Raw genomic sequence first — 26,381 nt, 5'->3', positions numbered from 1 at the left:
ACGATGTCGGCGTGGCAGTGCACGGCCGTGCCGCTCTACAGTCTGACGTGTGATGGGCCGTCCGCCGGGGTAGCCCCCACCAGTCGAACGCCGCCGTCCTCGAACCGACCGCGGCAGCACCAGCCGAGGAGTCAGGTGAGCACGCCGACCACCCGCCCGCAGCACGAGTTCCGTCTCGACGACCACGAGACGCCGCCGTTGTCGCAGGTGCGCGCGTGGATCAGGGCGGTGCTTGCCGACCTCGACCCCGATCTGGTCGCCGACACCGAGCTGATCGCCACCGAGCTCGCGGCGAACGCCTTCGAGCACGCGAAGGCCCCCCGGCTGATCCGCCTCGACCACCGCGGCGCGGTCGGGATCGTGCGGGTCGAGGTCGACGACGCCGCGCCGGACGTGCTGCCCAAGCCGGGGACCTCGACGCTGGGGGAGTTCCGGGGGCGCGGGCTCGTGCTGATCAAGTCCATGGGCGCCACCTGGGGTGTCGACCGGTACGGCGACCGCAAGACGGTGTGGGCGGAGATCCCCGAACCCCCAGCGTGAGCGCTTGGTCCGATCGGGGGAGACGGGCGACACACACGATCGGGTCGTGACGATCCTCGCGATGGCCGTGTCCTAGTGATGTGGAAACGACGAACTTCCACTCCACCAGGCGCGGACCAGAGGAGAAGCCATGACGAACACGATTCCCGGCACCCGCCCCGCGGGCAGCGAGGTCGCGAGGTCCAACGGCGAGGTGCGGGGGTCCTCGCTCGGGTCGACCAGCATCGCCGACGTGGTGGTGCAGAAGATCGCGGGCCTGGCCACGCGGGAGATCTCCGGGGTGCACGCGCTCGGCGGCGGGGCGGCGCGGGCGTTCAGCGCGATCCGCGAGCGCATCCCCGGCGCGTCGTCCAGCGCGGGCCAGGGCGTGTCGGTCGAGGTCGGCGAGAAGCAGGCGGCCGTCGACGTCCAGATCCTCGTGGAGTACGGCGTGCCCATCGCCGAGCTGGCGAGCGCCGTGCGCCGCAACGTGATCACCTCCGTCGAGCGCATGACGGGCTTGGAGGTCGTCGAGGTGAACATCACCGTGACCGACGTGCACATCCCCAGCGAGGACGAGGGCGCCGCTCCCGAGACCGGTCGCGTGCTGTGAGCGGTGGCGTCCGCCCGTGTCCGCTCGGCTCAGTGAGGAGGAACCCGTGACCCCCACCCAGGTCGGTCTGCTGACCGGCGTCGTCCTCGGCACGGCGGCGGCCTTCGGCGGGTTCGGCGCCTTCCTGGTCGTGCTGCTGTTCGGGGCGGTCGGGCTGGTCGTCGGCCGCGTGCTCGAAGGCAAGCTCGACCTGTCGCAGCTCACCGGTCGCGACAGGGGCTGACGATGACCGCAACGCTGGTGGACCCGGACGCCGGTCCGGGCAGTCTCACGATCTCCGACCGGACGGTGGAGCGGATCGCCGCCGCGGCGATCGGCGAGGTCGACGGCGTCGGCGGATCGGCCGCGCGGGTGCTTGGCGTCGCGGTGGGCCGGGACGAGGCAGTCCAGGTCACGGCGGTGGTCGGAGCCCGCACGACCTCGTTGGCCGTTCGGCTGTCGGTGGCCTACCCGGCCCCGGTCGCCCGCACCACCGGGGCGGCGCGGGCCCACGTGGTCCGGCGCGTCCAGGAGCTGACCGGGCTCGCCGTGACGCGGGTCGACATCACCGTCACCGCCTTGCACGGCAACACCCCGCACACCAGGAGGGTCCAGTGAAACGTCGTCCCCGCCGCGGCGCACCCGCCGTCCTCACCGCCATCGCGCTGCTCGCGGCGTGCGTGCTCGTCGCCACGGCCGCCGTCCAGGCGATCCTCGGGGAACCGGCGTTGATCGACTACCGCGCCGCGGCCGACTCCCTGCGCGCCACGCGCTGGAACGACGTCGGGCCGCTGGTCGTGGGCTGCGCGGCCGTGGTGCTCGGTCTCGTCCTGCTGCTGGCCGCGGTCCTGCCCGGCAAGCCCACCGTCCTGCCGTTGCGGGACGGGGAGACGGCGTTCGAGTCCGGCGCGTCCCGGCGCAGCTACCGCAGCACGCTGCGGGCCGCCGCGTCCGCTGTGGACGGTGTCAGCGGAGCCGCGTTGTCGGTCGGGCGCCGCAGGGTGTCCACCGTCGTGCGGACCGAGCGGACCACCACCGACGGGCTCGCCGACGCCGTGCGCGCCTCCCTCGACCACCGGCTCGACCAGATCGCCCCCGAGGACCGTCCCGAACTGAAGATCAAGATCAAGGCCGCCAGGAGCGAGTCGTGACCAACCTCAACCGCCCCGCCCGCCTCAACCGCGTCCTGCTCGGGGTCATCGGGGCGGTGCTGCTCGCGGCGGGCGCCGTCACCCTCGCGACGCACTTCGGGCTGCTGCCGGCGGTCGCGTCGGACGCGCCGCTGGTGCCGGAACTGGCCGATCCACCCACCTGGGCGTTCTACGCGGCGGCCGGGGTGGCCGTGGTGATCGGGTTGCTGTGCCTGCGCTGGCTCCTCGCGCAGCTCGCCCGCGCCCCGAAGACCCACACCTGGCGCTTCGAGCAGGACCCCGACCTCGGCCGCACGGAACTCGCCGCGAGCACCGCCGTCGCCCCGTTCGTCGAGGAGGTCACCGCTTATCCGGGTGTGCACGCCGTGCGCGCGACCCTGGCTGGCCACCGTGACGCGCCCGCGCTGGCCATGGTCGTCAGCGCCGAGCAGGACGGCGACCTCACCGAGATCCGCCGCCGGATCGACGCGGTCGGCCTCCCGCGCCTGCGCCAGGCGCTCGACCTGGACGAGGTGCCGGTGACCATCGAGTTCAGGTTCTCCAGCACGACCGGTGTCCGCTGACCGCGGTCGCGGCGTTCCGCCAGCAGGGAGTTGGTTCGAGATGTCGGAAGCGTCGGCCGCCACGATCACGATCGGGGCCCGGCGGGGAGTGGTGGTGCTGAGGTGTTCCGGTGAGGTCGACATGACGTCGGCGGTCGCGCTGCGGGACGCGATCGACAAGGCGTTCACCGACGACCCGCCCGCGCTGGTGATCGACCTCGTCGACGTGGTGTTCTTCAGCTCGCCCGGGATCTCCGCGCTCATCGCGGCCCAGGGGCGGGCGGACGCCGCGGGCGTGGCGCTCGCCGTGGCCGCCGCGAGCCGGTCGGTGCTGCGCCCGCTGGAGGTGACGACCGTCGACCTGATCCTCACCCTGCGCCCGTCGGTGGACGAGGCGCTGGCCGCGCTGGTGTCAGTTCGGGGCGGGTGGTGAGGTTGAAGTGAGGATGTTTCGGGGTATGTCGTGGTGACCGGCTGACCTGGTCAGCCGGTAGGGCCGGAACAGGGCCCGCTCCGACCCGTCCTCGCGTTGAGCAGCCAGCGCCGGTGACGGACTCGGGGAGAGGGACGTGGTGCGAGCCCAACCGGACAACCGCTGGCTCGGTCGGGCTCGCACCACTGCCTGGTCCGCCCGTGGTCGTCGGGGGTTGAGCGGCCGGAAGTGCTTCGGACACCGGTGGGGTGCGCCCGGTGCGGGAGTGGGATGACGGGCGGGGGACCGGGAGCGCCCGGTGTGGACCGGGGGGTGACCAGTGGGGGCCGGGGTGACCGGGGGTGACCGGTGTGGACCGGGGTGACCGGTGATGGACCACCGGTGGTCGGTGGTGGACCACGGCTGGTCGGTGGTGGACCACAGGTAGTCGGTGGGGGACAGGGCTGTGGTCAGGTCTGTTGGTGCGTCCTGGTGGTGGGTGCTGACGATTGCGTCGTAGTGGGTCACGCTGCTGCCATGCCGCCTGCCAGCGGTTGGTAGTCGGGTCTTGCCGGGGGTTGGCCCAGACGATCCGGTGCGTGACACGTGAGATGCTCGCCATCCTGTCGCCGGGGTGGCGGGATCGCCGGTTCCCCAGCGTGCGAGGTGATTACCACCACCGCTTCCCGCGCGGGTGCGGCGCGGTGGCGTTCGCAGCACGAACCGGCGCACCAGGTCCGCCAGAGCGGCCAACTCGGCGGGTGTGAGGTCGGTGAGGTCCTTGCGCCCCGGCAGGCCTCGCGGGGTGGAGCGCTGCGTCGGGGTCCGCGCCGTCCCTCACCCGCGCCCGCCGGCTGTCGCGCGGACCGAGGGTGCCCGCTCGGTGTCCTCCGGCTCGCGGCTCGTGCTCCGACGACTCCCGAACGGCGTTCGACCCAGGCCGCGTGGACGGCACCGCCCGCGAACCCATCTGTTCAGTGAACGCTTCACGGAGTCGTCGGCTCCGGGTGAACGCGTGTTTGATTTCTGTTAAACAGCGGCGGCGACGGAGAATATAGGTGAGACGTGCTCAATTGGGACGCGCGTGGTGCCCTTCTCGTCCGGTGGCTAAACATCTGAATTTTTGATCTCGAATAGTGGTGTTCGCGCGGTCGAATCCTCCTTTCGGCGGTGTCGTCGGCACTGTGGACACGGCACGGTGTGCTGATCTGTGGTCCGCGACCGGTTCGGTCGCGGGGATTCCACTCGGCCACCGGAAACCGGTGGGTCCGCTTCCACATCCGAGGCAGGACGAGAAGAAGGAGAACGCCGTGGACGACAACGCCACCTTCCAGGTGCTGGTCAACGACGAGGAGCAGCACTCGCTGTGGCCAGTGGGGAAAGAACTCCCCGAGGGCTGGAGCAGAGTCGGCAAGGAGGGGACCAGGCAGGAGTGCATGGACCACGTGGACGCGGTCTGGACGGACATGCGGCCCCGCAGCCTCCGCGAGCGGATGGCGGTGGACTCGCAGGCCTGACCACCTCCTGAGCGCCGGGTCGCGGGCCCGCTCGCCCTGTCGGGGCGGGGTGGGAGCGCACACCGCCGTCGTGTCGCCGACCCCGGTCGCACCTCGACCGGGGTCCGTCTTCGTTCGGCGACCGGTGGGGTGTGCCCGTTCGCCTCAAAGCGGTTGAAACATGGCATTCGAGTGAATCGAGCAGGGCTGTGACAGGCCTTCCGTGCGATTCCACCCTGTTCCGGTCGAGGTCGATATCGGCTTCCGGGAGATGCGTAACCTCGGCGGTCGTGGCTCGTTGGGCCAAACGTAAAGGACTACCGGTCGTTTCATTGTCGGGTGGAATTTCGGCGGTGTCGAAGTTCTAGGCATGGAAGAACGAAAAAGTGGGTACATGGTGGCGTCGGGCCCTTCGCGGCTCGGCTCCAGGCGGCTCGGCGGACGTGATAATGGCGTTCGGTCGAGTCGTCGTCGCTACAGGTCCGGTGGGCACGCGTCTTTGTCGTGGCTGGAAACAGTTCGTCGGGAAATGCGCGCCGCTCGTCGGCGAGGGAGGATAATAGTGGAACACTTATACGAGGCTCTGGAGAGATCGGCCCGCCGCAACGACGTCCCCGGAGCGCAGCTGGTCGTGTGGCACGGCGGTGAGGCCCACGAGTTCGAGTTCGGCGAGGAACGGCACGGCACGGGTCGCGCGGTGCGGCGCGACAGCAAGGTGCCCATCGGTTCGATCACCAAGACCTTCACCGCGACCCTGCTGATGGTGCTGGTGTCCGACGGCGACGTCGACCTGGACGAGCCGGTCGCGGAGTACCTGCCGGAGGTCCGGCAGGCGGGCGGCCCGGCCGCCGAGCTGCTCACCGCCCGCCACCTGCTCAGCCACACCGGGGGACTGCACTCCGAGGTCGCGTCCGCCCCCGACGGGCGCTCGCCCCTGGCGGCCTCCCTCCTGGACCTCCTCCAGCTCCCCGGCGCGGGATTCTCCTACTCCAACACCGGTTACGCGCTCATCGGTAGCCTGGTCGAGGTCGTGACCGGCATGACGTGGGCCGAGGCGGTCCGGACGATCCTGCTCAAGCCTCTCGACATCACCTGCGGGTTCACCGCGGACCACACCTCCGCGCACACCGAGCCGCCGACGGCGAGCGGCCACACCGTCAACCACGCCCTGCGCCTGGTCCGCCCGGTCGAGCAGGAGCTGCTGTCGGTCGAGGCCCCCGCCGGTGGACTCGCCGCGAGCGCCGCGGACCTGGTCGAGCTCGCGAGGATGCACCTGCGCCCCGAGCACGGCGGCCTCGACCACGACCTCGTCACCGCCGAGCACCTCGCCGAGATGCGCCGCCCCCTCCCCGCCGCCGAACCGTTCGGCCTGGCCGACGGCTGGGCCCTCGGCCTCGCGGTGTTCCGCAACGGCGGCACCTGCTGGCTCGGCCACGACGGCACGGCCGACGGCACCTCGTGCCACCTGCGCTTCGACCCGGAGTCGGGCACGGTCGTAGCCCTGACCGCCAACTCCGTCACGGGTTCCGCCCTGTGGCGGGAACTGCTCCCCGACCTGCGTTCCGCGGGCATCGACGTCGACGAGCGCGTCGCGACGGTCGACGAGACCCCCCGCAGGCCCATCCCGCGCGACTGCACCGGCACCTACGTCAACGGCGACACCGCCTACGCGGTGGTCGAACGAGGTGACGAGCTGCACCTGGTCGTCGACGACGAACCCGCGGCGCGACTCGCCGTCCACGAGGGGTTCGTCTTCTCGGTGACGGACCTGGCCAACGGCGCGACCGGCCACCCCGGTCGCTTCCTGCGCGACCCCCGCAGCGGTCGGATCGACCGCATCCAGATCGGCGGTCGGGTCGCGGGCCGACTGCTGCGCGACGTGGCCTGACCCGCGCGCCCGCTCACCTCAAGCCCAGAACCCCCTCGTTCCCGTGGCGCTGCACCGCGCCCGAAAAAGGTTGGACGGCGATGACGCTCCCCGACACCGTGCCCGCCACGCTGGCTGGCGGTTCGCTTCCCCCCGACTGCCACGACCGCACCATCGTCGACCTGTTCGCCGAACAGGTCCTGCGCGCACCCGACGCCGTCGCGGTGGTCGCGCACGACGAGGAGTGCACCTACGCCGAGCTGGACGCGCGCTCCGACCGGCTCGCCCGACGCCTGCGACGTCTCGGGGTACGGCCGGAACGGCCCGTCGGGGTGCTGGCCGAGCGCTCGGTGGACCTCGTGGCCGCCCTGCTGGCCGTGCTGAAGGCCGGTGGCGCCTACGTGCCGCTGGACTCCCGCGCGCCCGCCGAGCGGATGACGGCGGTCCTGGCGGAAGCCGGGGTTTCGGTGCTGCTGACCGACGACGCGTGGCGGGCCGTCGCCGAGCGCGTCCACGGCGGCGACCTGCTCGCCGTGGACGGTGCGGCGGCGGACGAGCCCGCCGACGGCCCGAACGCGGTGGTGCACCCGGACAACCTGGCGTACGTCGTGTTCACGTCGGGGTCGACGGGAGTGCCCAAGGGGGTGGCGGCGCGGCACCGCGACGTCGTGGACCTCGCCCGCGACGCCCGGTTCGCCACCGGCGCGCACGACCGGGTGCTGGTGCACTCGCCGATCGCGTTCGACGCGTCGACCTACGAGCTGTGGGTGCCGCTGCTCACGGGCGGCGCGGTCGTGGTGGCCCCTCCCGGCGACGTGGACGGGCGGGTGCTGCGGGACGTCATCGGCGGGCACGGCGTGACGGCGATCTTCGTGACCTCGGGCCTGTTCCGGGTGCTGGCGCAGGACGACCCGGCCTGCCTCGCCGGGCTGCGCGAGGTGTGGACCGGCGGCGACGTGGTGCCGGCCGCGGCGGTGCGGCGGGTGGTGGAGGCGTGCCCCGGCACCACCGTGGTGGACGTCTACGGCCCCACCGAGACCACCACCTTCGCGACCTCGCACCCCATGACCGACCTCGGCGCGGTCCCCGACGTGCTGCCCATCGGCACGGCCCTGGACGGGATGCGCCTGCACGTGCTGGACGAGGACCTGCGCCCGGTGCCCGACGGCGAGATCGGTGAGCTGCACATCGCGGGCTCCGGTCTCGCCCGCGGCTACCTGAACCGCCCCGGCCTGACGGCCGAGCGGTTCCTGGCCGACCCGTTCGGCGAGCCGGGGCAGCGGATGTACCGCACCGGTGACCTGGTCCGGTGGACGCCGGAGGGCACCGTCGACTTCGTCGGCCGCACGGACGACCAGGTCAAGGTGCGCGGTTTCCGCATCGAGACCGCCGAGGTCGAGGCGGTGCTGGCCCGGCACCCCGGCGTGGCGCAGGCCGCCGTGCAGGCGCGCGTGGACCGGACCGGCACCAAGCGCCTGGTCGCCTACGTCGTCCCGGCCGACGGCACGGCACCGTCCGACGACGACCTGCGCGAGGCCGTCCTGCGGTCGCTGCCCGACTACATGGCACCGTCCGCGTTCGTCCTGCTGGACCGCCTTCCGTTGAACACCAACGGGAAGGTCGACCGCAAGGGCCTGCCCGAACCCGAGTGGCACACCGACCGGCGCTCCGGACGCACGTCGCCCCGGACCCCGACCGAGAGCGCGGTCGCGAGTGCCTGGGCCGAGGTGCTCGGGCTGGCCGCCGACGGGGTCGCCGCCGAGGACGACTTCGTGTCCCTCGGCGGCGACTCCATCCAGGCCATGCGCGTGGTCTCCCGGCTGCGCTCGGCGCTGGACGTGCCCCTGTCGTCCCGCGACCTGTTCGACGCGCGCACCGTCGCCGGGCTCGCCGAACTGGTCGCCGACCGCGGTCCCTCGGGAGCGGAGGACCGGATCGCCCCCGCCCCGCGCGACGGCGCGGTACCGCTGTCCCCTGTGCAGCAGCGGCTGTGGTTCCTGCACCGGCTCGACCCCTCCGCCACCGACTACAACACCGGTGTCGGGCTGAGGCTCTCCGGTCCGCTGGACCTCGCCGCCCTGCGGACCGCGCTGGACGGGCTGGTCGACCGGCACGAGGTCATGCGGACCACCTACGAGGAGGTCGACGGCGTCGGCGTCCAGGTCGTCGCCCCGCGCGGGAGCGTGCCGCTGCGGGTGGCCGACCTGTCCGATGTGGACCCCGCCGACCGCGACGGCGCCCTGGACCGGCTGTGCGCCGAGGAGTTGACGACGCCGTTCGACCTGCGGGTCGGCCCCGTGGCCCGCGCCGTGCTCGCCCGGCTGGCCGAGGACGACCACGTGCTGCTGCTCGACCAGCACCACATCGCCACCGACGGCTGGTCGATCCGCGTGCAGGTCGACGACCTCCTGGAGCTGTACCGGGCCGCCGTCCGAAGACGCCCGGCCGACCTGCGCCCGCTGCCCGTCCGGTACGCGGACTTCGCGGTGTGGCAGCGCCACCGCCTCGACGACCCGGCCCTGGCGGACGAGCTGGACCACTGGCGGCGCGGGCTCGCCGACCTCGAACCGCTCGACCTCCCCACCGACCGGCCCCGCCCCGCGCGTCGCACCACGGCGGGCGCCGTGCACCGCGAACCCCTGCCGGGCGCACTGGTGGACCGCCTGGCCGAGGTGGGCCGGGCCAGCGGCACCACCCTGTTCACCACGCTGGCAGCCGCCGTGCAGCTGCTGCTGGCCCGCTACACCGGGCGGCGCGACGTGGCCGTGGGCACCGCGTCGGCGGGCCGCGGCCGACCGGAGCTGGACCACGTCGTCGGCTTCTTCGTCAACACCCTCGTCCTGCGGTCCGAAGTGGACCCCTCCGCGCCGTTCGACCGGTTCCTGGCCGAGGTCAGGGAGACCGTGCTCGACACGTTCGCCCACGACGAGGTGCCGTTCGACCGGCTGGTCGACGAACTGCGGCCCGACCGCGACCCCAGCCGCACGCCGCTGGTCCAGGCGCTCGTCCTGCTCCAGCAGGAGATGGTGCGGCCGACCGCGGTCGACGCGCTGCGCGTCACCGAGCACCACCTGCCGCGACCGAGTGCCCGGTTCGAGCTGCTGGTCGAGTTCTGGCCCCGCGACGGCTCGCTCGACCTCTCCGTGGAGTACAACACCGACCTGTGGGACGCCGCCACGGTCGAGCGGATGGCCGGGCACCTGAGGGTCCTGCTGGAGGCCGTCGCCGCCGACCCCGGCCGCCCGGTCGGGGAACTCCCGCTGCTCGGTCCCGACGAGCGCCGGGTCCTGGCGGAGTGGAACGACACCCGCCACGACCGCCCGCCCGCCACGATCACCTCCCTCTTCGCCGAGCAGGTCCGCCGCACGCCCGACGCGCGGGCCGTGGTCGCCGACGGCACCGCGCTCACCTACGCGGAGCTGGACGCCCGCGCCAACCGCCTCGCCCACCACCTGCTGCGCCGCGGTCTGCGCGCGGGTGAGCCGGTGGCGCTGCTGCTGGGCCGCTCGACCCACCTCGTCGTCGCCGAACTGGCCGTGGTCAAGGCGGGCGGGGCGTACGTGCCGCTCGACACCAGGGCGCCCGCCGAGCGGTTGGCGGTGCTGCTGGCCGAGAACGGCGCCTGCGTGCTCCTCACCGACCGGACGTGGCGCGCCACCGCCGACGAGGTCCACGACGGCCGCGTGGTCGACCTGGACGCCGTCGATCTGGACGCGGAACCGGCCACCGGGCCCGACGTGGCCGTGCGCCCGGACGACCCGGCCTACGTCATGCACACCTCGGGGTCCACCGGGGTGCCGAAGGGCGTGGCGGTGCGGCACCGCGACGTGACCGACCTCGTCCGCGACCAGCGGTTCGCGGGCGGCGCGCACGACCGGGTCCTGCTGCACTCCGCGCCCGCGTTCGACGCCACCACCTACGAGCTGTGGGTGCCGCTGCTCAACGGCGGCACGGTCGTCACCGCCCCGGTCGGCGACCTCGACGCGGACCTCCTGCGCGACCTGATCACCCGGCACGGCGTGACGGGCCTGTGGCTGACCGCCGGGTTGTTCCGCGCCGTGGCGCAGGACGACCCCGCCGCGCTGGCGGGCCTGCGCGAGGTCTGGACCGGCGGTGACGTCGTGCCCGCCGCCGCGGTCCGGCGGGTCCTGCGGGCGTGCCCCGGAACCGCCGTGGTCGACGGCTACGGCCCCACCGAGACCACCACGTTCGCCACCGCGCACCGCATGGCCGACCCCGACGCCGTCCCGGACGTGGTGCCCATCGGCCGTCCGCTGGACGGGATGCGCGTCCACGTGCTCGACGAGGCGCTGTCGCCGACCCCGATCGGCGTGCCGGGCGAGCTGTTCATCGCGGGCGCGGGCCTGGCCCTCGGCTACGCGGGCCGCCCCGGCCTGACCGCCTCCCGCTTCGTCGCCGACCCGTTCGGCGCGCCGGGGGAGCGGATGTACCGCACCGGCGACCTGGTGCGGTGGAAGGCCGACGGCACGGTGGAGTTCGTCGGCCGCACCGACGACCAGGTCAAGATCCGCGGGTTCCGGGTCGAGCCCGGCGAGGTCGACACGGCCCTGTCGGCGCACCCCGGCGTGGCCCAGTCGGTGACGGTCGTGCGCGCCGACGACACCGGGCGCAAGCGGCTGGTCGCGTACCTGACCGCGCGGGGCGCACCGCCGGACGTGGCCGCGCTGCGGGAGTTCCTCGGTCGCGCGCTGCCCGACTACCTCGTGCCGTCGGCGTTCGTCGTCGTGGACGCGCTGCCGCTCAACGCCAGCGGCAAGGTCGACCGGCGCGCCCTGCCCGACCCGGAGTGGGCCACCCCCGGCACCGCCCACGTGGCGCCCGCCGACGGGCCGGAGGCCGTGCTGGCGGGCATCTGGGCGGACCTGCTCGGCGTCGACCGGGTGGGAGCCCGCGACAACTTCTTCGAGCTGGGCGGCGACTCCATCCTCAGCATCCAGGTCGTGTCCCGCGCCCGCCGCGCCGGACTCGCGCTCACCCCCGGCGACCTGTTCCGCCACCCCACCGTGGCCGCGCTCGCCGCCGCCGCGTCCACCTCGGGGCAGTCCGAGGTCGACCAGGGAGCGGTGGCGGGCGAGGTGCCGCTCACCCCGGTGCAGCGGTGGCTGTTCGCCACGAACCCCGACCACCCCGAGCACTTCTCCCAGGTCCTCACCGCGGAACTGGCGGAGGACGTCGACGTGGCCGCGCTGCGGACGGCGCTGGCGGCGCTGGTGGAGCACCACGACGCGCTGCGGATGCGGTTCGAGCGCACGGGATCGGGCTGGCGGCAGCACAACGCGCCGGTGGAGCGGGCCGACGTCCTGACCGCGCACCGGTCGGCGGGCTTCGACCTCGCGAGCGGGCCGCTCCTCGGTGCCGTGCTGGAGGGGAACCTGCTGCGCCTGGACATCCACCACCTCGTCGTGGACGGCGTCTCGTGGCGCGTCCTGCTGGAGGACCTCGTCACGGCCTACGACCAGGCCGCGCGCGGCGAGCCCGTTCGGCTGGCCGCCAAGACCACCTCGTTCCGCGACTGGTCGCACCGGCTGGCCCGGCACACCGCCGACGGCGGCTTCGACGACGAGCGGGACCACTGGGCCGGGGTCGCCGAGGTGGACCCGTCGCTCCCGGTCGACCGCGGTGGCCCCAACACCGCCGGGTCCACGCGCGCCGTGTCGGTCCGGCTCGACCGCGAGACCACCAGGGCGTTGCTCCAGGACGTGCCCGCCGCGTACCGCACGCAGGTCAACGACGTGCTGCTGAGCGCGGTCGGGCGGGTGCTGGCCGACTGGACCGGCAGGAGCCGGGTACCGGTGGACCTGGAGGGCCACGGCCGCGAGGACCTGATCGACGGCGTCGACCTGTCCCGCACGGTCGGCTGGTTCACGTCGATCTTCCCCGTCGTGCTGGACGTCCCCGACGGCGACTGGGGCGCGGTCCTCAAGTCGGTGAAGGAGCGGCTGCGCGCGGTGCCCCGCAGGGGAATCGGCTACGGCGCCCTGCACGAGCCCGGCGGCACCGGGCCGCTGGTCAGCGTCAACTACCTGGGCAGGCTCGACTGGTCGGCCGTGGAGGGCGGCGTGCTGCGCGCCGTGCGCGGCAGCCTGGAACTCGACAGCGCGCCCGACGCCCCGCGACCGCACCTGCTCGACGTGGTCGGCGCCGTCGAGCACGGCTGCCTCGACCTCACCTGGTACTTCAGCGACCAGGTGCACGACGAGTCGACCGTGCGGCGCCTGGCGGAGGCGGTGGCGAACGCGCTGCGCGAGGTCGTGGCGTTCTGCGCCCGGCCCGGTTCCGGTGGCCGGACCCCGTCGGACTTCCCGCTGGCAGGCCTGGACCAGGCCGCGGTGGACCGGCTGGTCGGCGACGGCCGGGACGTGGAGGACGTCTACCCGCTGACCCCGATGCAGGCGGGCATGGTCTTCCACGGCCTGGTCGACGGCGCGACCTCCGGCGCCTACTTCAACCAGATCCGGTTCCGGCTGTCCGGCGTGACCGACCCGAGGGCGCTGGGCGAGGCCTGGCAGCGGGTCGTGGACCGCAACGCCGTGCTGCGCGGCGAGGTCGTGTGGGACGGGCTGCCCGAGCCGGTGCAGCGCGTGCGCCGCCGCGTCACCCTGCCCGTGACCCACCTCGACTGGACCGGGCTCGACGTCGACGAGGAACTGCGGGGCCTGCTGGACCGCGACCGCGCCGCCGGGCTGGACCTCGGCACGGCGCCGCTGATGCGCGTGGCCGTGGCCCGGCTGTCGGACGACGAGGTGCTGGTGCTGTGGACGTTCCACCACGTCCTGCTCGACGGGTGGAGCGCGGCCCAGCTGTTCGCGGAGGTGTGCGAGCACCACGCGGCCGTCACCACGGGTACGGCGGGACCCACCACCGACCGCCACCCCTTCCACGACTACCTGCACTGGCTGGACCGGCAGGACCTGGCGGAGGCCGAGCGGTACTGGCGGCGGGTGCTCGACGGCTTCGACGAGACCACCCCGCTGCCCTACGACCGCCGCCCGGTCGAGGCCCACCGGGCCGAGTCGGGCGGCACCGCCCGGTTCGAGCTGAGCGCCGAGCGCACCGAACGGCTGCGCGAGGCCGCCCAGCGCAACGGCCTGACCGTGAACACCGTCGTGCAGGGCATGTGGGCGCTGCTGCTCGCCCGCTGCGGCGGCACGTCCGACGTCGTCTTCGGCACCACCGTCTCCGGCAGGCCCGCCGACCTCGCGGGCGTCGAGTCGATGGTGGGCATGTTCATCAACACCGTGCCCACGAGGATCTCCGTCGACCGGGGGCGGGACCAGGTGTCGTGGCTGCGCGAACTCCAGGCCGAGCAGGCCGAGGCGCGGCGCTTCGACCACGTGCCGCTGGCCCAGCTGCGCGGGTGGAGCGCACTGCCCGGCGGGGCGAACCTGTTCGACAGCATCCTGGTGTTCGAGAACTACCCGTTCGACGACGGCGCCACGGCCGCGCACGGCCTGCGGCTGCACGACGTGCGGGCGGACGAGCCCACGAACTACGCGCTCACCGTCGTGGTCTCGCCCGGCAGGCGCCTCGTGGTCGACCTCGACCACGACCCGGCCCTGTTCGACGAGGCGACGGTGCGGCGGCTGGGACGGCACCTGCTGGCGCTGCTGGACGACGTGCTCGCGGACCCTGAGCGCCCGCTGGACGACCTGCGGCTGCTCGACGACGCCGAGCGCCACCAGGTGCTGGTGGAGTGGAACCCCACCGGGCGCGACTACCCGGTGGACACCCTGCCCGCCCTGTTCGCCGCGCAGGCCGCCCGCACGCCCGACGCCGTGGCCGTCACCTGCGACGGCGAGGGCCTGACCTACGCCGAGCTGGACGCCCGCGCCAACCGGCTGGCCCACGCGCTCGTGGAGCGGGGCGCCGGACCGGAGCGGTACGTCGCGCTGCGGCTGCCGCGGTCGACCGACCTGGTCGTGGCCGTGCTCGGCGTGCTGAAGTCCGGCGCCGCCTACCTGCCGATCGACCCGTCCTACCCGGCCGACCGGGTGGCGGGCATGGTCGAGGACACCCGGCCGGTGGCCGTGCTGGCGGAGCTGCCCGACGTGTCCGACCGGCCCGCCACCGCGCCCGAGGTCGCGCTGCGCCCGGAGAACCCCGCCTACGTCATCTACACCTCGGGGTCCACCGGCAAGCCCAAGGGCGTCGTCGTCCCGCACGCCAACGTGGCCCGGCTGTTCTCGGCCACCGACCACTGGTTCGGCTTCGGACCGGACGACGTGTGGACGCTGTTCCACAGCTACGCCTTCGACTTCTCGGTGTGGGAGCTGTGGGGTCCGCTGCTGCGCGGCGGACGGCTCGTCGTCGTGCCGCACGAGGTGTCGCGGTCGCCGGGCGACTTCGCCGCGCTGCTGGCGCGGGAGCGCGTCACGGTGCTCAACCAGACGCCCTCGGCGTTCTACCAGCTCATCGCCGAGCGGCCCGAGGGTCTGTGCCTGCGGTTCGTCGTCTTCGGCGGCGAGGCGCTGGACGTGCGCAAGCTGGCGGCGTGGGACGGTCCCGGCGAGCTGATCAACATGTACGGCATCACCGAGACCACCGTGCACGTCACGTGGACGCCCGCCGACGGCTCGGTCGGCGAACCCATCCCGGACCTGCGCGTGTACGTCCTGGACGAGGACCTGCGGCCGGTGCCGCCGGGTGTCGTCGGCGAGATGTTCGTCGCCGGGGCGGGCCTCGCGCGCGGCTACCTCAACCGGCCCGGCCTGACCGCGGCCCGCTTCGTCGCCGACCCGTTCGGTGAGCCCGGCACGCGCATGTACCGCACCGGCGACCTGGCCCGGTGGAAGGACGGCAGGCTCGACTACCTCGGCCGCGCCGACCAGCAGGTCAAGATCCGCGGCTTCCGCATCGAGTTGGGCGAGGTCGAGGCCGCCCTGGAGGCGCACGAGGACGTGACCGCGGCCGTCGCCGTCGTCCGCGAGCACGCCGGGCGCGACGTCATCGTGGCCTACGTGGTCGCCGGTCGTCCGCTGGCGGACCCGCGCGGCTTCCTGTCCAGGACGCTGCCCGAGCACATGCTGCCCTCGGCGTTCGTCCACCTCGACCGGCTCCCGCTGACCGGCAACGGCAAGCTCGACCGCAAGGCCCTGCCCGCGCCGGGGTGGGAGGCGGCGGGCACCCGGTACGTCGCACCGCGCACGGAGGCCGAACGGGCGCTCGCGGAGATCTGGGAGCGGGTCCTCGGGGTCGACCGGGTCGGGGTCGAGGACGACTTCTTCGAACTCGGCGGTGACTCCATCGTCAGCATCCAGGTGGTGTCGCGCGCCCGGCAGGCGGGCTACGGCCTGGTGCCGCGCGACCTGTTCTCCCACCCGACGGTGGCGGCGCTCGCGGCGGCCGTGCCCGCCGCGGCGACGGCGGAGACCACGCCGCAGGGACCGGTGACCGGCGAGGTGCCGCTGACGCCGATCCAGAGCTGGTTCCTCGACACCGAACCGCCGCACCCGGAGCACTTCGACCAGTCCGTCGTGGTCGAGTTCGCCGACGAGGTCGACGTGGCCGCGCTGCGGACGGCCCTGGCGGCGCTGGTGGAGCACCACGACGCGCTGCGGATGCGGTTCGAGCGCGCGGGGACCGGGTGGCGGCAGCACAACGCGCCGGTCGGGCCGGTCGACCCGCTGTCCGAGGTGGACGACGCGGGGCAGGTGCACAGCGGGTTCGACCTCGCCGGGGGACCGCTGCTGCGCGCGACGCTGCTCACACCGCGCAGGCTGCTGGTCGCCGTGCACCACCTGGTCGTGGACGGCGTGTCCTGGCGGATCCTGCTGGAGGACCTGGAAGCGGCGTACCTCCGGGCCGCGCGCGGAGAGGAGGTCGTCCTCCCCGCGAAGACCACGTCGTTCCGCGACTGGGCGCTCGCGCTGGCCGAGCACACCGCGGCGGGCGGGTTCGACGACGAGGCCGACCACTGGGCGGGCGTGACCGGCGACCCCTCCGTGCCCGTCGACCGCGACGGGACCGGCACCACCGGTTCCGTGCGCGGCGTCACCGCCGAACTGGACGCCGACCTGACCCGCGCGCTGCTCCAGGACGTGCCCTCCGTCTACCGCACGCAGGTCAACGACGTGCTGCTGAGCGCGCTGGGGCGCGTGCTGGCCGGGTGGACGGGCCGCGACCGGGTCCTGGTGGACCTGGAGGGCCACGGTCGGGACGGCGACTTCCTCGACGACGTCGACCTGTCCCGCACGGTCGGCTGGTTCACCTCGGTGTACCCGGTGGCGCTCGACGTGCCTGCGGGCGACTGGGGCGACGTGCTGAAGGCGACCAAGGAGCGCCTGCGGGCCGTGCCGCGGCGGGGCATCGGCCACGGCGCCGCACACCGCTCGCGCGGTCCGGTGGTGGCGTTCAACTACCTCGGGCAGTTCGACGGCACGGCGGGTGGGACGGCGTTCCGGACGGTCGGCGGACTGGCCGCCGACGCCGCCCCGGACACGCCCCGACCCCACCTGCTCGACGTCGTCGGCGCCGTGGAGGACAAGCGGCTCCGGCTCACCTGGTACTTCAGCGACGAGGTGCACGACGAGTCGACCGTGCGGCGCCTGGCGGAGGCGGTGGCGGACGCGCTGCGCGAGGTCGTGGCGTTCTGCGCCCGGCCCGGTTCCGGTGGCCGCACCCCGTCGGACTTCCCCCTGGCAGGCCTGGACCAGGCCGCCGTGGACAGGATCGTCGGCGACGGCCGGGACGTGGAGGACGTCTACCCGCTCACCCCGATGCAGGCGGGCATGGTCTTCCACAGCCTCTCCCACGGCAGGGAGGGCCTGTACACCGAACGGATCTCCTTCGTCCTCGACGGTGTCGCGGACCTCGCCGCACTGGCCCGCTCGTGGCGTGAGGTGGTCGCGCGGACGCCGGTCCTGCGCAGCCGCGTCGTGTGGGAGGGCGTCGACCGGCCGGTGCAGGTCGTGTGCCGAGACGTCGACCTGCCGATCTCCGACGTCGACGGGGGCGGAGAGCTGGACCTCGGCACCGCGCCGCTGATGCGTCTGGTGCTGACCCGCGAGTCCGCGACGGCCGTGCGGGTCGGGTGGACGTTCCACCACGTGCTGCTGGACGGGTGGAGCACGTTCCAGGTGCTGACCGACGTCCTCGCCTGCTACGCCGCCCTCACCGCGGGCCGCGAACCCGACCTCGTGGCGCGCCGCCCGTTCGGCGACTACCTGCGCTGGCTGTCCACCCAGGACCCGCGCGAGGCTGAGGAGCACTGGCGGCGGGTGCTCGCCGGGTTCACCGCGCCCACTCCGCTGCCGCTCGACCGGCAGGCGGAGCCCGGCCACGCCACCCGCTCCACCGAGTGGACCACCCGCACGCTGCCCGGCGGCGGGCTGCGCGACTTCGCCCAGCGGTGCGGCCTGACCCTCAACGCCGTGGTGCAGGGCGCGTGGGCCCTGCTGCTGTCGCGCTACAGCGGGCAGCGCGACGTCTGCTTCGGCTCCACCGTGTCCGGCCGCCCGGCCGACCTGCCCGGCGTGGACGCCATCACGGGCATGTTCATCAACACCCTGCCGGTGCGGACCGAGGTCGTGGAGGACGAGCCGGTCGCGGTGTGGCTGCGGCGGTTGCAGACCGAGCAGGCCGAGGCCCGGCGGTTCGAGCACGTGGCGCTCGCGGACCTGCGGGCGTGGAGCGGGGCCGAGCTGTTCGACAGCATCCTGGTGTTCGAGAACTACCCGGTCGACGAGGCCGCCGCCCACGGCGTCGTGGTGCGCGACCTGGACGCCGTGGAGACGACCAACTACCCGCTCAGCGTGGGCGTCCGACCCGGCGAGGACCTGGAGTTCCGGCTCAGCTACGACCCGGCGCTGTTCGACGCCGCCACGGTCGAGCGCGTCGCCGGGCACCTGACCCGCGCCCTGCTCGGCCTGACCGCCGACCCCGACCGGGCGGTGGGGGAGGTCGACGTCCTGGACGACGCCGACCGGCGGATCGTCCTGCCCGACCGCGTCCGCACCAGCGCTCCTGAGGCGACGGTGGCCGAGCTGGTCGCCGCGCGGGTGGACCGCACGCCCGACGCGACGGCCGTCGTCGCGGACGGCACGTCGCTCACCTACACCGAGCTGGACGCGCGCGCCAACCGGCTGGCGCACCGGCTGATCGCGCTCGGCGTGCGTCCCGAGGACCGCGTGGGGCTGCTGCTGCGCCGCTCGGCCGATGTCGTGGTCGCGGTGCTCGCCGTGCTCAAGGCGGGAGGCGCGTACCTGCCGCTGGACAGCCGCGCGCCCGTCGAGCGGCAGCGGCTGGTGCTGGAGCAGGCGGGCAGCAGGGTCCTGGTCACCGACCGGGACACCACCCCGTTCGACTGCCACGTCGTCGTCCCGGACGGTGGGGTTTCGGCGGAGCGGCCCAGGGCGGTCGCGCACCCGGACGGCCTGGCCTACGTCGAGTTCACCTCCGGCTCCACCGGCACGCCCAAGGGCGTCGCCGTGCGGCACCGGGACGTGGTGGCGCTGGCGCTGGACCCGCGCTTCGACGGTCCGGCCCACCGCGCCGTGCTCGTGCACTCCCCGCTGGCGTTCGACGCATCCACCTACGAGCTGTGGGTGCCGCTGCTGCGCGGCGGCCGCGTCGTCGTCGCCCCTCCGGACGAGCTCGACGCCGCCGTGCTGCGGGAGCTGATCACCACGCACGGTGTGACGGCGCTGTGGCTCACCGCGGGCCTGTTCCGCGTCCTGGCCCAGGACTCGCCCGACTGCCTGGCGGGGGTCGCCGAGGTGTGGACCGGCGGCGACGTCGTCCCGGCCGCGGCGGTCCGGCGCGTCATGGCGGCGTGCCCCGGCCTGGTCGTGGTCGACGGGTACGGGCCGACCGAGACCACCACGTTCGCGTCGGCCCACCGGATGCCCGACCTCGACCACGTGCCCGACACCGTGCCCATCGGCACACCGCTGGACGGCGTGTCCGCGTACGTGCTGGACGACCGGCTGCGGCCGGTGCCGGTCGGCGTGCCCGGCGAGCTGTACCTCGCGGGTGCCGGGCTGGCCCGCGGCTACCTCGACCGGCCCGGCCTCACCGCGGCCCGGTTCGTGGCCTGCCCGTTCGCCGGGCCGGGGGAGCGGATGTACCGCACCGGCGACGTCGTGCGGTGGCTGCCGAGCGGCGAGCTGGAGTTCGCGGGCCGCGCCGACGACCAGGTCAAGCTGCGGGGCTTCCGCATCGAGCTGGGCGAGGTCGAAGCCGTGCTCGGCCGCCACCCCGACGTGGGCGGGCTGGTCGTGGTGGTCCGCGACGACGCGCTCGGCGGCAAGCAGCTCGTGGCCTACCTCGTGCCCGCCGATCCCGGCCGCGCACCCGACCCGGCCGACCTCGCCGCGTTCACCGGGCGCCACCTGCCCGACTACATGGTGCCGTCGGTGTTCACGGTGCTCGACGCGCTGCCGTTGAGCACCAACGGGAAGGTCGACCGGGCCGCGCTGCCCTCGCCGTCCGCCCCCGCTCCCGCCGCGCGGTACGTGGCGCCCCGGACCGACACCGAACAGGTGATGGCCGGGATCTGGGAGGAGGCGCTGGGCGTTCCGCGCGTCGGCGTCGAGGACGACTTCACCGCCCTCGGCGGCGACTCCATGCGGAGCCTGCTCGTCACCTCCCGCTGCCGCGCGGCCTTCGACGTGCCGCTGACCCCGCACGACGTCCTGACCAGCCGCACGGTCGCCGCCCTGGCGCTGCTGGTCGAGGAGAAGATCCTGCTCGAACTCGAACGAGTCGCCTTCGATGACGGCGTCACCCCGGACCTGTGAGGAGAGACCACACCATGTCGTCGTCGATCGAGGACCGCATCGCCGCACTCCCCCCGCACCTGCGCGAGCAGATGCGCCGCCGCCTCTCGGGCCGGTCCGAGAGGACCGGCACCATCACGCCGGTCGATCGGGACCGCCCGCTGCCGCTGTCGTTCCCCCAGCAGCGCCTGTGGTTCCTGGACCGGTTCCAGCCGGGGGGTTCGGGGTACAACAGCGCGCTGGCGCTGCGCCTGACCGGGCGCCTCGACGGGGAGGCGCTGACCGCCGCGCTGCGCGGCCTTGTGGCCCGCCACGAGTCGCTGCGCACCACGCTCGCCGAGGTCGACGGGCGCGGCACGCAGGTCGTGCACCCGCCGTTCGACCTGGCCGTGCCCGTGGTCGAGCAGCGCGATCCCGCCGGGCTGGACGAGGTGCTGGTGGAGGAGTACTCCCGCCCCTTCGACCTGGAACGGGGTCCGCTGGTGCGGGCGCTGCTGGTCCGGGTCGCCGACGACGAGCACGTGCTGCTGGTGACCGCGCACCACGTCGTCACCGACGGCTGGTCGATGGGCGTGCTCACCGAGGAGCTGGGCGAGCTGTACGGCGCCGCCGTGAGCGGCCGGGAGGCGGCGCTGCCCGCGCTGCCGGTCCAGTACGCCGACTTCGCCGCCTGGCAGCGCGAACGCCTGTCCGACGACGTGCTGCGCGGCCACCTCGACCACTGGACGCGGCTCCTCGCGGGCACCTCCCCGCTGGAACTGCCGACCGACCGCCCCCGGCCGCCGGTGCGCACGACCCGCGGCGCCGCGCACGCGTTCACGGTGCCCGCGCCGGTCACCGCGGCGCTGCGCGACCTCGCCCACGAGCACGGCACGATCCTGTTCTCCGTCCTCGTGGCCGGGTGCCAGGCGCTCCTCGCCCGCTACGCGGGCCAGGAGGACGTGGCGGTCGGCACCGTCACGACCGGCCGCGGCCACCCCGGCCTGGAACGGCTGGTCGGGTTCTTCGTCAACACGGTCGTCCTGCGGTCCACAGTGGACTCGCGGAGTGACTTCACCGAGTTCCTCGACCGGGTCAAGGAGACCGTCAAGGAGGCGTTCGCCCACGACGAGGCGCCGCTGGAGCAGCTCGTCGACGCCGTCCGGCAGGACCGGGACGTCAGCCGCAACCCGCTGTTCGACGTCATGGTGCTGCTCCAGAACGCCGAGCGCACACCGCCCGCGCTGCCGGGCCTGCGCGTCGAGCCGGTCGGCCTGTCCCGGCGCGACGCCATCTTCGACCTGACCATCGAGTTCCAGGAGCGCGACGGCCTGCTGGCCGGGGTGGTCGAGTACAACACCGACCTGTTCGACGCCGCCACGGTCGAGCGGTTCGCCGACCACCTCGTGCGGCTGCTCGACGGCGTGGCGGCCGACCCGCGCCGACCGCTCGGCGCACTGCCGTGGCTGTCGGACGCCGAGCGCGAGCAGGTCGTGGAGGGCTGGAACGACGCCCACCGCCCACCGGTCGACGCCACGGTCCCCGGCCTGTTCGCCGAGCGGGCGCGCCGGACCCCGGACGCACCCGCCGTCGTCGCGGACGACGCGGTCCTCACCTACGCCGAGCTGGACGCGCGGGCCAACCGGCTCGCCCACCGGCTCCTCGGTCTCGGCGTGCGGGCCGAGACCCCGGTCGGGCTGCTCGTGGAGCGCTCCGCGGGCCTGGTCGTCGCCGAACTGGCCGTGGCCAAGGCGGGCGCGGCGTACGTGCCCCTGGACGCCCGCGCGCCCGCCGAGCGGATGAGGAGGGTGCTCGCCGACGCGGGGGTGATGACGGTGGTCACCGATCCCGCGGGCGAGGCGCTCGCCGCGTCCGTCCACACCGGACAGCTCGTGGTGCTCGACGGGGACACCGCCGGTGCTCCCGACCCCGGCGTGGTGGTGGACCCCGACCAGCTGGTCTACGTCATGCACACCTCCGGCTCCACCGGCACGCCCAAGGGCGTCGCCGTGCGGCACCGGGACGTGGTGGCGCTGGCGCTGGACTCCCGCTTCGACGGCGGTGCCCACGACCGCGTGCTGCTGCACTCGCCGTCGGCGTTCGACGCGTCCACCTACGAGCTGTGGGTGCCGCTGCTGCGCGGCGGCCGGGTCGTCGTCGCGCGGCCGGGCGACGTGGACGCCGACGCGGTACGGCACGCCGTCGCCGCGCACGGCGTGACCGCGATCTGGCTGACCGCCGGTCTCTTCCGCCTGGTCGCCCACGAGGCGCCCGAGGCGTTCGCCGGGCTGCGCGAGGTGTGGACGGGTGGTGACGTGGTGCCCGCCGCCGCCGTGCGCGGCGTGCTCGACGCGTGCCCCGGCCTGACCGTGGTCGACGGCTACGGCCCGACCGAGACGACGACGTTCGCCACCTCGTTCCCCATGACGTCGGACGTGCCCGACGTGATCCCCGTCGGCCGCCCGCTGGACGGCATGGCGGCCTACGTGCTGGACGACGGGATGAGGCCCGTTCCCGTCGGCGTGCCGGGGGAGCTGTTCCTCGCGGGCGCCGGGGTGGCCCGAGGCTACCTCGGCAGACCCGGCCTGACCGCCGAGCGCTTCCTGCCCGACCCCTTCGGCCCGCCCGGCTCCCGCGTGTACCGCACCGGCGACCTCGCCCGGTGGCGGGCGAACGGGGTGCTGGAGTTCGTCGGCCGCACCGACGACCAGGTCAAGATCCGCGGGTTCCGGGTCGAGACCGGCGAGGTCGACGCCCTGCTCACGCGGCACCCCGACGTCGCGCAGGCGATCACCGTGGCCCGCGCCGACGACGGCCGCAAGCAGCTGGTCGCCTACGTCGTCCTGACGGCGGACCTGTCCCGTGCCGACCTGCGGGCGTGGCTCGCGCGGGAGCTGCCGGACTACATGGTGCCGTCGGCGTTCGTCGTGCTGGACGCGCTCCCGCTGAGCGACAACGGGAAGGTCGACCGCCGCGCGCTGCCCGCGCCCGAGGGCCGCCCGGTCGGCGGTCACGTCGAGCCCACCACGCCCGTCGAACGGGAACTGGCCCGCGTGTGGGCCGAGGTGCTGCGGGTGGACCGCGTCGGGATCGAGGACAACTTCTTCGAGCTGGGCGGCGACTCCATCCTCAGCATCCAGCTCGTCGCCCGCGCCCGCCAGGCCGGGCTGCGGCTGTCGTCCAAGGACGTCTTCCTGCACCCCACGGTCGCCGAGCTGGCCGCGACCGCGACGGCGGCCGTGGAGCAGGTGCCGGACGCCCCGACCGCCGGGCCCGCGCCGTTGACGCCCATCCAGGAGTGGTTCTTCGAGACCGCCCCGCGCGCGCCGCACCACTTCACCATGTCCACCCACGTCGAACTGGCCCCAGGAGTGGACGAGCGGGCGCTGGCGACCGCCGTGGACGCCGTCGTCGCGCACCACCCCGCGCTGCGCACGCGCTTCACCCGCGTGGACGGTCGGTGGGCGCAGGAGGTCGTGCCCACGCCGCCGACCGGTGTGCTGCGGGTGCGCGACCTGTCCGGCCTCGACGAGCGCGGGCAGCGGGAGGCGGCGGACACCGACGCGCTCGAAGCCCAGTCGAGCCTCGACCTCGCCGCGGGACCCCTCGTGCGGGCCGTGCTGTTCCGCCTCGGCGGAGGCCGGTCGCGACTGTTCCTGGCCGTGCACCACCTCGTCGTGGACGGCGTGTCCTGGCGGATCCTGCTCGACGACCTCGACACCGCCTACCAGCGGGTGTCGCGCGGCGAACCGGTCGCACCCGCCCCCGCGGGCACCGCGTTCTCCACGTGGGCGCGCAGGCTGGCCGACCGGGTGGCCGCAGGGGAGCTCGACGCCGACCTCGACCACTGGGCAGGCTTCGCCGCGTCCGCCCCGGCCGACCTCCCCGTGGACCACGAGGGCGGCGACCCCGCCGAGGACGTCCGCTCGGTCACCGTCCGGCTGGGCCGGGCCGACACCGACGCGCTGCTGCACCAGGTGCCCGGTGTCTACCGCACGCAGGTCAACGACGTGCTGCTCAGCGCGCTCGGCCGGGCGCTGGCCGACTGGACCGGTCGCGACCGGGTCCTGCTCGGACTGGAGGGCCACGGGCGTGAGGACGTGCCCGACGACCTCGACGTCTCCCGCACGGTCGGCTGGTTCACCAGCCAGTTCCCCCTCGCCCTGCACGTGCCGGGAGGGGACTGGGGTGACGTGCTCAAGTCGGTCAAGGAGCAGGTGCGGGCGCTGCCTCGCCGCGGTCAGAGCTACGCGGCCCTGCGCTACCTCGGGTCGCCGTCGGCGGGCCTGCACGACGACCCGCACCCGCTGATCAGCGTCAACTACCACGGCCAGTGGGACGTGGCGGCCGACGACGACGGGCTCTACCGGGCCCGGTGCGCCCCGATCGGCCGCGACACCGCTCCCGGCAACCCCCGCGCCTACCTGATCGACGTCGTGGGCCTGGTGGAGGACGGGGAACTCGAACTCACCTGGCTGTACTCCGAGCGCGTGCACGACGGGTCGACCGTGCGGGCACTGGCCGACGCGGTGCTCCACGGGCTGTCGGAGATCGTGGCGCACTGCGCGCTGCCCGGTTCCGGTGGTCGCACGCCGTCGGACTTCCCGCTGGTGCGCCTGGACCAGGCGACCGTGGACCGCGTGGTCGACGGCGGGGTGGAGGACGTCTACCCGCTGACCCCGTTGCAGGAGGGGATGCTGTTCCACGGTCTGGCCGACCCGTCGTCCACGGCCTACTTCGACCAGGTGCGGCTGCGGCTGACCGGTGTCGACGACGACCGCGCGCTCGCCACCGCCTGGCAGCGCGTCGTCGACCGCACGCCCGTGCTGCGCGGCGCGCTGGTGTGGGACGGCGTCGAGCGGCCGGTGCAGGTGGTCCGCGCCCACGTCGACCTCCCGATCACCCACCACGACTGGCGGGGACTGTCCGAGCAGGACCGGGAACGCGAGCTGGAGGTGCTCGCCGCCGAAGGCCTCGACCTGCGCCGCTCTCCGCTGATGCGGATCGCCCTCGCCCGGCTGTCGGACGACGAGGTGCTGCTCGTCTGGACGTTCCACCACGTGCTGCTGGACGGGTGGAGCCTCGCGCAGGTGTTCGCCGAGGTGTGCGAGTCCTACCGCGCGACCACCGAGGGCCGCGCGCCGCGGCTGCCTGCCCGGCGGCCGTTCCGCGACTACCTGCGCTGGCTGGCCGGGCAGGACCGGTCCGAGGCCGAGCGGCACTGGCGCGAGGTGCTGGCGGGCTTCTCCGCGCCCACCGCGCTGCCCTACGACCGGCAGCCCTCGCGCGACCACGCCCCCGAGTCCTCCACCGCGGTCCCCGTCGCGCTCACGCCCGAGCAGACCGATCGGCTGCGCCACACCGCCCGCCGCCACGGGCTGACCGTCAACACCGTGGTGCAGGGCGCGTGGGCGCTGCTGCTGGCCCGGCACAGCGGTGAGTCCGACGTGGTGTTCGGCACGACGGTCTCCGGCCGCCCCGGCGAACTGCCCGGCGTCGAGCAGATGATCGGTCTCTTCATCAACACCGTGCCGACCAGGGTCACCGTGCCCGACGACCTGGACACCGCGTCGTGGCTGCGGGAGGTGCAGGCGGCGCAGACCGAGGCGCGGCGGTTCGACTTCGTGTCGCTGGCGGACCTGCGGTCGTGGAGCGACGTGCCCGCGGGGTCGTCGCTGTTCGACAGCGCGGTGGTGTTCGAGAACGACCCGCTCAACGACGTCGCCGAGGTCGGTGGCATCCGGGCGACCGACGTGCGGGCGCGGGACACGACCACCTTCCCGCTCACCCTCAGCGCCGTCCTCGACGACCGGCTGCGCCTCGACCTCGCCTACGACCCGCACCTGTTCGACGCCGACACGGCCCGCCGCCTCGCCGACCGCCTGCTGCTGCTCGTCAACGCCGTCGCGGCGGACTCCGAGCCGTCCATGATGACGGACGACGAGCGGCGCCAGGTGCTCGTGGAGTGGAACGACACGGCCGGTGAGGTGCCGGACGCGACGGTGGTGGACCTGTTCGAGGCTCGGGCGGTGGGGACGCCGGACGCGGTCGCGCTGGTGGTGGGGGACCGGTCGTTGTCGTTCGCGG

General features: G+C 74.1%; 11 protein-coding genes. All 11 read left to right on the top strand.

The features are described 5' to 3' along the window. The first annotated feature begins 135 nt into the window (after window positions 1–135). Complete coding sequence (locus AC156L_RS03950) at window positions 136–540, top strand: ATP-binding protein (RefSeq protein ID WP_330880917.1); 405 nt, start codon at window positions 136–138, stop codon at window positions 538–540. A gap of 130 nt (window positions 541–670) precedes the next feature. Next, on the top strand, window positions 671–1,132 hold the full coding sequence (locus AC156L_RS03945; RefSeq protein ID WP_330880915.1) for an Asp23/Gls24 family envelope stress response protein: 462 nt from the start codon (window positions 671–673) through the stop codon (window positions 1,130–1,132). Window positions 1,133–1,178: 46 nt separating this feature from the next. Then, window positions 1,179–1,355 (top strand): hypothetical protein, encoded by a 177-nt coding sequence (locus tag AC156L_RS03940; protein ID WP_330880913.1) that lies wholly within the window; start codon window positions 1,179–1,181, stop codon window positions 1,353–1,355. A gap of 2 nt (window positions 1,356–1,357) precedes the next feature. Then, complete coding sequence (locus AC156L_RS03935; RefSeq protein WP_330880911.1) at window positions 1,358–1,729, top strand: Asp23/Gls24 family envelope stress response protein; 372 nt, start codon at window positions 1,358–1,360, stop codon at window positions 1,727–1,729. Beyond that, a complete protein-coding gene (locus AC156L_RS03930) occupies window positions 1,726–2,262 on the top strand; it encodes a DUF6286 domain-containing protein (RefSeq protein WP_330880909.1) in 537 nt (178 codons plus the stop codon). The genes AC156L_RS03935 and AC156L_RS03930 overlap by 4 nt, the downstream gene beginning before the upstream one ends. Beyond that, window positions 2,259–2,825 carry an Asp23/Gls24 family envelope stress response protein gene (locus tag AC156L_RS03925; protein WP_330880907.1) on the top strand — a complete coding sequence of 189 codons (567 nt, stop codon included), beginning with the start codon at window positions 2,259–2,261 and terminating at the stop codon, window positions 2,823–2,825. Before AC156L_RS03930 ends, AC156L_RS03925 begins: the two co-directional genes overlap by 4 nt. 40 nt (window positions 2,826–2,865) lie before the next feature. Beyond that, window positions 2,866–3,237 carry an STAS domain-containing protein gene (locus tag AC156L_RS03920; protein WP_330880905.1) on the top strand — a complete coding sequence of 124 codons (372 nt, stop codon included), beginning with the start codon at window positions 2,866–2,868 and terminating at the stop codon, window positions 3,235–3,237. Window positions 3,238–4,526: 1,289 nt separating this feature from the next. After that, a complete protein-coding gene (locus AC156L_RS03915; protein ID WP_330880903.1) occupies window positions 4,527–4,733 on the top strand; it encodes an MbtH family protein in 207 nt (68 codons plus the stop codon). Between the two features lie 541 nt (window positions 4,734–5,274). Next, a complete protein-coding gene (locus AC156L_RS03910) occupies window positions 5,275–6,600 on the top strand; it encodes a serine hydrolase domain-containing protein (RefSeq protein ID WP_330880901.1) in 1,326 nt (441 codons plus the stop codon). Window positions 6,601–6,698: 98 nt separating this feature from the next. Further along, the gene (locus AC156L_RS03905) at window positions 6,699–20,336 is read left to right on the top strand and encodes an amino acid adenylation domain-containing protein (protein ID WP_484406604.1); all 13,638 of its coding nucleotides are present in this window, start codon (window positions 6,699–6,701) and stop codon (window positions 20,334–20,336) included. A 14-nt stretch (window positions 20,337–20,350) separates the two neighbouring features. Beyond that, window positions 20,351–26,381: amino acid adenylation domain-containing protein (locus AC156L_RS03900; RefSeq protein ID WP_484406600.1), on the top strand; the 6,031-nt coding region annotated here is incomplete at its 3' end.

It is taken from the genome of Umezawaea sp., assembly GCF_057122925.1.
The sequence above is the reverse complement of the archived record's forward strand: the minus strand, read 5'-3'. Positions and strand labels throughout refer to the sequence as shown.

Excerpts from the sequence above, each read along its gene's own strand:
- AC156L_RS03945 (WP_330880915.1), top strand. The coding sequence starts at position 671 with ATGACGAACACGATTCCCGGCACCCGCCCCGCGGGCAGCGAGGTCGCG.
- AC156L_RS03935 (WP_330880911.1), top strand. The coding sequence starts at position 1,358 with ATGACCGCAACGCTGGTGGACCCGGACGCCGGTCCGGGCAGTCTCACG.
- AC156L_RS03920 (WP_330880905.1), top strand. The coding sequence starts at position 2,866 with ATGTCGGAAGCGTCGGCCGCCACGATCACGATCGGGGCCCGGCGGGGA.